Source organism: Massilia sp. 05N420 (genome assembly GCF_056397205.1).
In genome coordinates, this window is sequence record NZ_JBFTMX010000112.1 from 1 (window position 1) to 630 (window position 630).

Genomic DNA, 630 nt, shown 5'->3' on the forward strand with positions numbered 1-630 from the left:
CCGGTTACCTTGCGGGCGGGCGTCAGCGCAAGCACTTCTTGGGGCGATGACCCTTGCAGCCGATGGATTCGTGTCTGCTGCATTTTACCGCGTTCGGTCGGCGATGATCCCGACGCCAATTGCAATCTCTGATCGGTCCGCTATCGAGATCATCGACTTTCCCGGTGTATAGAGGTTACGGTACCCCATCGTGGCACTCTTGCAAGGTCCCGGCGATCCTCTCCGCCGAGAGTTTTTCCGGAACCGCCCCATGGATCAGGCCTTGGTTGCCGCCTTAGGCTTGCCGAGCAGATCCTGCGCAAATGCCTCAACAAGGCCGTAGGGCGCGTCTTCGGCAAACATCAGCTGGACCAGTTCTGCCGCTTCGATCGCAGCCGAATGGCTGCGCGGGAAGAGTTGCTGTTCGTAGCAAGCAAGTGCCGTCTCGATATCGCCAGGGCTGGCTGCAATGCTTTTGCCAAGCTCGGCGCCATCGAGCATGGCGAGATTGGCCCCTTCACCGGACGGGATCATCAGATGGGCCGCATCACCAAGCAAGGTGACGCCTGAAACCCGTTCCCATCGGTGGTCTTGCGGAAGCGTATGAAGGACGCGCGCGACCAGGTTACACTCGCAATCGGTGATCAGGGC

At 60.0% G+C, this 630-nt stretch carries 1 protein-coding gene; it reads right to left on the reverse strand.

The window, feature by feature from the left end; translation table 11 throughout:
* Positions 1–255: 255 nt before the first annotated feature.
* Positions 256–630: FAD-dependent oxidoreductase (locus tag AC1DIX_RS27515; RefSeq protein ID WP_477328489.1), on the reverse strand; the 375-nt coding region annotated here is incomplete at its 5' end.